The organism is Dialister sp. CAG:357 (assembly GCF_000435155.1).
In the GTDB taxonomy this organism is placed as follows: Bacteria; Bacillota; Negativicutes; order Veillonellales; family Dialisteraceae; genus Dialister; species Dialister hominis.
This window is the reverse complement of sequence record NZ_FR896454.1, coordinates 1-9,795: the sequence shown is the minus strand read 5'-3', so window position 1 is coordinate 9,795 and position 9,795 is coordinate 1. Positions and strand designations below refer to the sequence as shown.

General features: G+C 51.2%; 9 protein-coding genes. 7 read left to right on the top strand and 2 right to left on the bottom strand.

Translation table 11 applies throughout. The features are described 5' to 3' along the window. The first annotated feature begins 373 nt into the window (after positions 1–373). From groES to M3200_RS07440, 4 genes are all read left to right on the top strand, one after another. Positions 374–655 carry a co-chaperone GroES gene (gene groES / locus M3200_RS07455; RefSeq protein WP_022382908.1) on the top strand — a complete coding sequence of 94 codons (282 nt, stop codon included), beginning with the start codon at positions 374–376 and terminating at the stop codon, positions 653–655. 38 nt (positions 656–693) lie between these two features. Next, positions 694–2,307, top strand: coding sequence for a chaperonin GroEL (gene groL / locus M3200_RS07450; RefSeq protein ID WP_022382907.1), 1,614 nt, complete (start codon positions 694–696; stop codon positions 2,305–2,307). Between the two features lie 134 nt (positions 2,308–2,441). Next, positions 2,442–2,798: a DUF488 domain-containing protein gene (locus M3200_RS07445; RefSeq protein WP_022382906.1), complete on the top strand. Its 357-nt coding sequence runs from the start codon at positions 2,442–2,444 to the stop codon at positions 2,796–2,798. Positions 2,799–2,879: 81 nt separating this feature from the next. Continuing rightward, positions 2,880–4,100, top strand: a complete 1,221-nt coding sequence (locus M3200_RS07440) for a class I SAM-dependent rRNA methyltransferase (protein ID WP_022382905.1) — start codon at positions 2,880–2,882, stop codon at positions 4,098–4,100. Positions 4,101–4,173: 73 nt separating this feature from the next. Here the strand turns inward: M3200_RS07440 and M3200_RS07435 are convergent, their stop codons facing one another. Both M3200_RS07435 and M3200_RS07430 read right to left on the bottom strand, forming a co-directional pair. Further along, positions 4,174–4,770 carry a DUF2939 domain-containing protein gene (locus M3200_RS07435; RefSeq protein ID WP_022382904.1) on the bottom strand — a complete coding sequence of 199 codons (597 nt, stop codon included), beginning with the start codon at positions 4,768–4,770 and terminating at the stop codon, positions 4,174–4,176. Between the two features lie 104 nt (positions 4,771–4,874). Continuing rightward, positions 4,875–6,305 (bottom strand): aldehyde dehydrogenase family protein, encoded by a 1,431-nt coding sequence (locus M3200_RS07430; protein ID WP_022382903.1) that lies wholly within the window; start codon positions 6,303–6,305, stop codon positions 4,875–4,877. Between the two features lie 230 nt (positions 6,306–6,535). Between M3200_RS07430 and cobT the strand changes: the two genes are divergently transcribed. From cobT to larC, 3 genes are read left to right on the top strand one after another with little or no spacing between them, the layout of a single operon-like run. Next, positions 6,536–7,588, top strand: coding sequence for a nicotinate-nucleotide--dimethylbenzimidazole phosphoribosyltransferase (gene cobT, locus M3200_RS07425; protein ID WP_022382902.1), 1,053 nt, complete (start codon positions 6,536–6,538; stop codon positions 7,586–7,588). Beyond that, entirely contained in the window at positions 7,585–8,607 is a 1,023-nt protein-coding gene (locus M3200_RS07420; protein ID WP_022382901.1) for a nicotinate-nucleotide--dimethylbenzimidazole phosphoribosyltransferase, read from the top strand. Before cobT ends, M3200_RS07420 begins: the two co-directional genes overlap by 4 nt. Then, positions 8,607–9,362, top strand: a complete 756-nt coding sequence (larC, locus tag M3200_RS07415) for a nickel insertion protein (protein WP_022382900.1) — start codon at positions 8,607–8,609, stop codon at positions 9,360–9,362. The genes M3200_RS07420 and larC overlap by 1 nt, the downstream gene beginning before the upstream one ends. Positions 9,363–9,795: the final 433 nt, after the last annotated feature.

The window sequence follows — 9,795 nt, the reverse complement described above, 5'->3', positions numbered from 1 at the left end:
TTGGGGCTTGTTCTTGTGTAGCAGGTCTTCTCCTCCCGGAGCAAGGTAAAAGGCAATTCTTCCCTCCGTTGGGGGAAGCTCGGCGATGAGAAACAAAAGAAATCAGTTCTTATTTGTTTTGAACTTATATAGCTTCGTCCGTGGAAATCAACCCTATCCGCCCTCCGGGCACCTTCCCCGTCTAGGAAGGCAAGTCCGCGTTTTAACGGATTTTGTCACAGCCCTTTTTTTATGGAAAACGTATAGAAAATTTTCAAAAATTTTTCAAAGAAACGCATCATCCCTCTTGCATTTCATTTAAAAGTTATGTATTATAGTAACGTAAGTTAGCACTCAGATGGATTGAGTGCTAATAGTTAAAGGAGGAATGGAAATGTTAAAACCATTAGCAGATCGTGTTCTCGTTAAAGTCGACGAAGAAGAAACAAAGACAAAGGGCGGCATCCTGCTCCCAGATACAGCGCAGAAAAAATCCCAGAAGGGCACTGTCATTGCCATCGGTTCCGGCAAAATTCTGGACAACGGCGTTCGCACACCGTTTGAAGTCAAAGTTGGCGACAGAGTTCTGTTTGCAAAATACTCCGGCGTAGACATTGAAGAAGAAGGAGAAAATTATCTGCTTCTGTCTGAAAGAGATATTCTCGCAATTCTCTAATCATTTGTTTTAGTATTTCATTTACAGGAGTGACATAAATGGCAAAGAAAGTACTTTATAATGAAGAAGCACGCGCAGCACTGCTTAGAGGTGTCGATCAGCTGGCTAACGCAGTTAAGATTACACTGGGACCGAAAGGCCGCAACGTCGTTCTGGACAAGAAGTTCGGCGCTCCGAACATCGTCAACGACGGTGTATCCATTGCCCGCGAAATCGAACTGAAGGATCCATTTGAAAACATGGGCGCTCAGCTCGTCAAGGAAGTCGCAACAAAGACAAACGACGTAGCAGGCGACGGCACAACAACCGCAACCCTCCTGGCTCAGTCCATGATCCATGAAGGCATGAGAAACGTAGCAGCAGGTGCAAACCCGATGGTCCTGAAGAAGGGCATCGAACAGGCTGTCGAAGTTCTCGTAGGCGAAATCAAGAAAAAGGCTGTTAAGGTAGAAGGCAAGGAAGCAATCGCTAACGTTGCATCCATTTCCTCCGCTGACAAGACCATCGGCAAACTGATTGCTGATGCTATGGACAAAGTCGGCAATGACGGCGTTATCACTGTTGAAGATTCCAAGACCATGGGAACCGACCTGAGAGTCGTAGAAGGCATGCAGTTCGACCGCGGCTACCTCAGCCCGTACATGGTAACTGATCCGGACAAGATGGAATGCGTTATCGACAATCCTCTGATCCTCATCACCGACAAGAAGATCAACATGCTTCAGGATATGCTCCAGCTCCTCGAACAGGTAGCTAGAAGCGGCAAGGAACTCCTGATCATTGCTGAAGACGTAGAAGGCGAAGCTCTGGCAACCCTCGTAGTCAACAGACTCCGCGGCACACTGAAATGCGCAGCTGTCAAAGCTCCGGGATTCGGTGATCGCCGTAAGGCAATGCTCGAAGATATCGCTATCCTGACCGGCGGCCATGTCATTTCTGAAGATATGGGCCGTAAGCTCGACAGCGCAACCCTTGATGACCTGGGACAGGCTCATCAGGTCCGCATTACCAAGGACAACACCACCATCGTTGATGGTGCTGGCGACAAGGATGCAATCCGTCACAGAGTAGAACAGATCAAAGAACAGCTGAAGGAAACCACCTCTCAGTTCGATAAAGACAAACTGCAGGAACGTCTGGCTAAACTGTCCGGCGGCATCGCAGTCATCGAAGTCGGCGCAGCAACCGAAGTCGAAATGAAAGACAAGAGACTCAGAATCGAAGATGCTCTGAACGCTACCCGCGCAGCTGTTGAAGAAGGTATCGTAGCCGGCGGCGGCACAACATTCCTCGACATCCAGAGCTCCCTGGACAGCATCGAAGCTGAAGGCGACGTAAAGACAGGTATCAACCTCGTCCGTCACGCTATCGAAGCTCCTGTTCGTCAGATCGCTGACAACGCAGGCATCGAAGGCGCTATCGTAGCTGAAAAGGTCAAGGCAGCAGGCGACGGCATCGGCTTCAACGCAGCTAAAAACAAGTATGAAGACATGATGAAGGCTGGCATCGTTGATCCGGCTAAGGTTACCCGCAGCGCACTGCAGAACGCAGCATCCATTGCAGCTCTCGTTCTGACCACAGAAGCAGTCGTAGGCGAAATCCTGGAAGATAAACCGGCTATGCCTCCGATGCCGCAGGGCGGAATGATGTAATCTGACTGAATCAGTCTGAATGAATCATTAAAAGAGAATGGCGAGAAATCGCTGTTCTCTTTTTTTATTTCCACTGGGAAAGTGATACACTATAGGAAAGTATAAGGAAAATATAATAAGAAGGAGGAATTCTTATGGATGTACAGGTAAAGCGCGTATATGAAGCGCCCGAGGAGTCGGACGGCTTCCGTATTTTGACAGACAGGCTCTGGCCGAGGGGCATTTCCAAGGAAAAGGCAGCGCTCGGTATCTGGGACAAGTCTATTGCCCCATCGACGGAGCTTAGGAAATGGTTCGGCCATGATCCGGAAAAATTCGAGAAGTTCAAGAAAAGATATGCGGAAGAACTTTCGGGAAATCCGGATACGGAGAAGTTCATTTCCCTTATCAGGGAAGAACTTCAAAAGGGCCCTGTGACGCTTCTTTATGGTGCGAAGGATGAAATCCATAACCAGGCCGTCGTTCTCAAGGAATTCCTGAAGGATAAATAACTGTCGCTTGTCCTTTGGATATGGTAAGATAACAGAATCGAAAAATTGGCGGGATTCCCGCATTCATAGAATGGAGTCAGCATGAAAAAGTGTAAAGAAGCAGTCATTACGAAAAGAGCGGAACTGGCGGCCAGAGGCGGCCATCCCTGGATCTACTCGACCGAGGTCATGAAGGTGGAAGAAGGGGCAGAACCGGGCGACCTTGTCCGCGTATTGTCCGTCAAGGGAAAATTTGTCGGAACGGGTTTCTACAACCCGCATTCGAAGATCACGATCCGCATTTTCTCTGTCAATGCCAATGATACATTTGATACAGCATTCTGGAAGCGCAGGATGGCGTATGCTGTCGATTACCGCCTGCAGGTCATGCGTCCGGAAGATATGAACTGCTGCCGCCTTGTCTTCGGCGAAGCCGATCAGATGCCGGGCCTTACGGTCGACCGCTTCGGCACAGTCCTTTCCGTGCAGATTCTTTCCCTCGGGATCGAAAAGAGAAAGGATGTTATCTTAAATGCGCTGATCGAAGTACTGAATGAAAGAAATCTTCATGTATCAGCCGTTTATGAAAGAAATGACGTGAAGATCAGGGAACTGGAAGGCATGGAACAGTTCAAGGGATTCTTTGATTCTCCGCTCCTCGATCCGAAGGCAAAGACGACGACGGCAGGCATTGTGGAAAACGGCATCCGCTACACGGTCGACGTGGAAAACGGGCAGAAGACAGGCTTCTTCCTCGATCAGAAGTTCAATCGCTTGGCGGCCGCTGCCATTGCAAGGAACCGTCATGTCCTTGACTGCTTCACCCATACCGGCGCATTTGCCTTAAATGCTGCCAAGGGCGGCGCAGCGTCTGTCACAGCTGTCGACATTTCCCAGGAAGCCGTCGACATGACAAAGAAGAATGCAGAAGCCAACAACCTGGATATCGATGTCGTCAAGGCTGATGTTTTTGATTACCTTGTCAAACTTGATCAGGAACACAACCATGACTTCGACTACATCATCCTCGATCCTCCTGCTTTCACAAAGTCGGGAAAGACCGTCCATGAAGCCTTCCGCGGCTACAAGGAAATCAACTACCGCGCGATGAAGATCCTGCCAAGAGGCGGCTACCTTGCCACCTGCTCCTGCTCGCACTTCATGGGAGAGGAACTCTTCGTGAAAATGGTGAAGGAAGCAGCCAGAGATGCAGGCGTGACACTCCGCCAGATCGAATTCCGCCAGCAGGCCCCGGATCATCCGATCCTCATGACCGTGCCGGAAACATACTACCTGAAATTCTTCCTTTTCCAGATTGTCTAAAAGGATGGAAAATAAAAAAGGGACTGTGGCAAAATGTGTAATCATTTTGCTACAGTCCCTTTTTTCATGCGTATTATAGTTTTCCGGCCGCTTCTCTTTCCTGCAGGTATTCCTTGACGTTCAGTACCTTCGTCGCGGCCCAGTTTCCGTTGATGTCCTTTTCAAGCTGCACTTTCCAAATGAAGTCCTTGTTGAGGTCCTTGTCGTGGAGCTTGACGTTGGCGACGGCACCCTTGTCATTGTTCTCGACATTTAAGATGCCTGTCAGGGAAAGGGCGGAGGAGCCTGCATAAGCGGTGAGGGTCTGTGCGGCCTTTCCTGTGATGGATTTCGGCTCGGTATCGCCGCTTTGGAATTTGAGCTCTGTCTGGCGGATGAGTTCATCGATGAGCTGCGGCTTCAGCGATTTGATGATGGCGGCAGCAAAGCGGTGATCGGGTTTTCCGTCATTGGCAAGCATGGATGCGGAGTCGTCTAAGGCTGAGGAATAGACCTTCCTGAGGTCTACGCGTTCTTCGAAGAGCTGCAGGTCCTTATGCTGCACGGCCTGCTGGATTTCTCCTGCCGCATAGGCGGGGGTATTTTTCCAGTAGAAGAAGTACCAGCCGGCAGCGGCGGCGAGGATGACGATGACGGCGATGATTATTTTCTTAAGAAGAGATTGTTTCATAGTGCCTCCTTTTTCTATATATTTCATTATACAAAAAAGAAGGCACAAGAAAAAGGATGCCTTTCCGGGCACCCTTTCTCAATAGCGTATTTTTCAATAGCAGATTATTCCTTGCATGTATCGAAGAGAGCTTTCTGCTGCGTGAATTCGATCATGCCGTAGACGCCGCCTTCACGGCCGATACCGCTTTCCTTGTATCCGCCGAATGGTGCAGCCGTATCTCTCGGGCTGTCATTGATGTAGACGTTGCCGGACTGGATGCGGTGAGCGACGGCGATGGCTTCCTGTTTCGGGCCATAGACGCCGGCATTCAGGCCATAGCGGACGTCGTTGGCAATGGCAACGGCATCATCGATGTCCTTGTAAGTGATGACGCAGAGGACTGGTCCGAAGATTTCATCCTGCGCGATTGTCATGCTGTTCTTGACGTCGGTGAAGATGACCGGATGGATGTAGTAGCCGCCGGTTTCGCCAAGATCCTTCGGAACTTCGCCGTAGAGTAGCGTAGCGCCTTCTTCGACGCCTTTCTTGATGTAGCTTGTGATCTTGTCATACTGGGCGCGTGAGGAAACAGGTCCGAGCTTGACATTGTGATCCTCCGGATCGCCGACGGTGTATTCTTTGGCGATTTCAACGAGCTGCTTCTCGATCGTTTCCTTTTCGCTTTCAGGGATGAGGAGACGGGAGAATGCGGTGCAGGTCTGCCCGGAGTTCAGGAAAATGGTATTGAAGCAGAGATGGATCGGCTTGTTGTAGTCGTGGTCTTCTGCTTTCAAAATGACATATGGGGACTTGCCGCCAAGTTCGAGGCTGATGCGCTTTACAGATTCGAGCGCATGCTTGCTGACAGTGACGCCGCCCTTGGTGGAGCCGGTGAAGGAAATCATATCGACGAGCGGATGAGAGGAGAGGGCATTGCCGACTTCTCCGCCGCGGCCTGTGACGAGGTTGAAGACGCCTTTCGGGAATCCCGCCTTTTCAAAGGCATCGACGAGCCAGTAGGCAGAAAGCGGTGTATGCTGGCTTGGCTTCAAGATGATGGTATTGCCCATCAGGAGAGCCGGGATGATTTTTTGGATGACCTGGCCGAGCGGGTAGTTCCACGGAGTGATGCAGCCGACGACGCCGACTGGTTCTCTGTATGTTGTGGATTCTGCCATTTTTTCAACCATGGGAACGGTCGGTGCCAGATCGATGTAGGAACGGGTGCGGACGTACTGGTATTCGACCTGCGAGCCTTTCGTGAATGCCCACGGGGAGCCGAGTTCCTTGATCGTGATGTCGATCAGGCCGTCTTCCTGGCTTCTGAAGATTTCCAGGAATTTCTCCATGAGGGCGATCCTTTCGTCAAGTGTCTTGGCAGCCCATGCAGGGAAAGCAGCGTGAGCGGCTTTGGCAGCCTTGTCCACGTCTTCTGCATTGCCGGCCGGCACTCTGGCGAAAATTTCACGGGTCGCCGGGTTCTCGACGTCGATGAATGTGCCGGATGCGCCCGGAATCCATTCTCCGGTGATGTATAATTTTTCGTAATCCAAAATAAGACCTCCTTTTGGTGACAGATTTCCTGTCAGGATTCATATTTCGAGAAGGGCATAACTTCGCCTACTTATATTATAGATACTTTCCGATTTATAAACAATATCTTAAAAAACACAATAATAATTTAGAAATCAGGCAGGGAAAGCGCGCTAAAGAGAAGAGAGCGTTTCATGGTATAATAATACTGTATGACTTTCCAAATCATTATGTGAAACAAGGAGGCATGATGGGTTTACTTGATGAAACTTTGAACCGCATCCAGCCGCTTGATCAGGATGCCATGGAGCAGGCCGGACAGCGCTGGAGTGACTTATATCTGGGCATGGGAAATCTCGGGAAAATGGAAGACATGGTGGTGCGCTATGCAGGCATCACGGGAGAGGCCATTCCGGACAAGCCCAAGTGCTGCATGGTGATTGCCTGCGCCGATCACGGCGTCTACAAGCAGGGCGTTTCCGCCTATCCGCAGTCGACGACGGTCGGCATGACGAAGTCCTATGTCGTTGCCAAGGGCGCATCGGCCAATGCGATGGCTTATTATGCAGGTGCTGACATGGTCGTCGTCGATGTGGGCATCAATCATGACATGAGCCGTGTGCCAGGCCTTCTTCCCCGTAAAATCGCATGGGGAACGAAGGATATCACCGAAGGTCCTGCCATGACAAGGGCGCAGGCTATCCAGGCGATCGAGACCGGCATAGAAATCGCCGACAAGAAAGCTAAAGAGGGCTACAAGGTCTTCACAATCGGTGAAATGGGGATTTCCAATACGACGTCGTCTGCGTGCATTTTAGGGGCCTTTAATCACTGGAATGCGATCGAGGTCACAGGACGCGGGACAAACATTTCCGATGAACGTCTCCGTCACAAGGTGGAGGTCGTGCAGCAGGCGCTCGACGTGAACCAGCCGGATGCTGGTGACGGCATCGATGTCCTTGCCAAGGTCGGCGGTTTTGAATTCGGATGCCTCGCCGGTGTCATCCTGGGCGCCGCTGCCAACCATGCGATGACGATCATTGACGGCTTCAACACGACGGCAAGCGCCTTCATTGCAAGGGCGCTTCTTCCTGAAGTGGTGAACTACCTCATGGCGTCCCATCTGTCGCTCGAACAGGCGCACAAGAAGTCTCTGGCGGCGCTTGGTCTTGCTGAATACATCGACCTGGATTTCCGCCTCGGAGAATCTGTCGGAGCCGGCATCCAGATGAAAATGCTTGAAATTGCGCTTGCGGCATTCCGTGAGTGCGTGACAAAGGAAGAAGCGGGGGTGAAAGCATGAGCCGTATACCGGAACTGAACAAGGAGGCCATGGAAGCCTGCCAGCTTTACGTCGATAACCTGATCAAGCCGATCCATTCCCTGGGGAAACTGGAGGAAATCGCTGTCAGGATCGCAGGCGTGACGGGGAAAGTCAAGCCGTCCTACCTGAACAAGGCCATCGTCATTTTCGGCGGGGATACTGCTTCTGACGGGGAAAACAAGACGAAGGGACAGCTCTCCCATGATGAAATGAAGCTTGTCGCCCAGGGCGCAGGCCCGGTCAATGCTGCGGCGCGCATGATCGATGCGCCGGTCTACCTGATCGACGTGGGCCTTGAACAGGATACGTCTGACATTGAAGGCGTCCTCACGCAGAAGGTCATCCGCGGCACGCACTTCGGCCACCCTGCCATGGATGATGAAGTGACGGCCGCTGCGATTTCCGTCGGCATGTCGGTGGGAAAGACATTGGCCGGTCAGGGCATCGAAGTCATCGGCCTTGGAAATATCGGGGAGCGCTCCATGCTTTCTGCACTGGCCGTGACGACAGCCATCATGAAGGAAGACTTGAAGAAGGCATCTGAAAAGACAGGCTTTGCCCTGAATATTTCTGATGTCGGCGATTTTGCCAAGGATCCTGTGGGAACGCTTTCCATCGTGGGATCTGCTGAAATTGCAGCGCTCTTCGGCCTTGTCGTCGAAGCGGCCCGCTGCAATATGATGGTCGTCTTTGACAATGCAGTGACAGGCGCTGCCGTTCTGGGCGCCGTGACGGCGTATCCGGAAATCCGGAATTTTGTCATTCCTTCCGTGTATTATGAAGAACCGGTCCACCAGATGCAGATGCAGAAGCTTGGCATGAAATCCTTCCTTCATTATGATTTCACGGAAGCGGAAGGTTATGGTTCCGCGCTGGGACTTTCCCTCATGGATGCGGCAATCGATATGCTGAACCAGATGAAGACATTCGGCTCGGCCGGCGTAGACGTGGCTGAAGACGGACCGGGCGCAGGAAGGCAGAGAGAGGAGATCAAGTGATGAAAGCTTTATTCGTACGATGCTACGGCAGACTGACGGCGGATATGATGATCGGCGGACTGATCGACATGGGCGTGCCGCCCGTGTACCTGAAGTCCTGCCTTTCCGATGCAGGCATTACGGCGGATTTCATGGAAAAGCCAAATCCTGCTGCCCAAATTTCCGCGCACTACTTCCATATCTTCCCGGAAGCTTTTGAAGGGCCTCTTTACATGGTATCCTTCATGGCGCGCTGGAGAAGCCTTTGCAAAAAGGTGCATCCGGAATGGGAGGAAACGGGCTGGAAGGTATTCCGCGCTCTCGCATCCGGCCTTCCTGAAGGAAAGGACGATCTCTCTTTGATCGGAGTTTCCATGGAAAATGCAGTTTCCCTCTACCTTCTCTTATGCTGCCTGGATTATCTGGAAACAGAATCCCTCTTCACGATTCCTTTCTCCATTGAAAAGGGAACGTCAGAGGCGGCCCGGGCATCGCTTGCGATCCTTAAGAGCGCAGGCGCAACGGATGGGGAACCGGTGCCTGCAGAAGACATCCATCCTTTTGCAGCAGCCATCCTTGAAGGACTTTCTGCCGATTTCATTTCCATGGACGGAAGATTCCTTTCCGACAAGACAGCGTATGGAAGCTCGTCAGCTGACAAGCCGACGGGGGACAATACGGTCTGTCTGTACCTTGGGTACTATACCGACCGCGCAGAGTCTGTTTTCGGACGCCATATGAAAGTATTCGGAGCCAATCCCGATCTCGAACTGTAATAGTGTTATATCTGCTAAGAATGGCCCGTATTCCTCTTTTCAAGGGGGAAGCGGGCTCTTTGTTTGTGCGCGGGGAGGAAGGGGCCTGGAAGCCAGAAGAAGGGGTGAATGGCCCTCTTGTATCCTTTTTGTAAAAAAGTTCAAATTTTTTTCAAAAAAGGGCTTGCGCAAAATGGAATGATGGGGTATACTTAAACACGTCGCAAAGAGCCGGACAAACACCGGAAACTTCGATAGATTCGGATAAAAATCCCTATTGACACGAAGCGGACGGCGTGATAAAATACGGTTCATGACGACGAAGCGTCACTTCTCCGAAATCATTGATTAAAAAAAGAGACTTGACAAATCGCCAAGCAATGATATAATGTTATTGTTGCAAATGCGCATGCGGAAGTAGCTCAGTGGTAGAGCACAACCTTGCCAAGGTTGG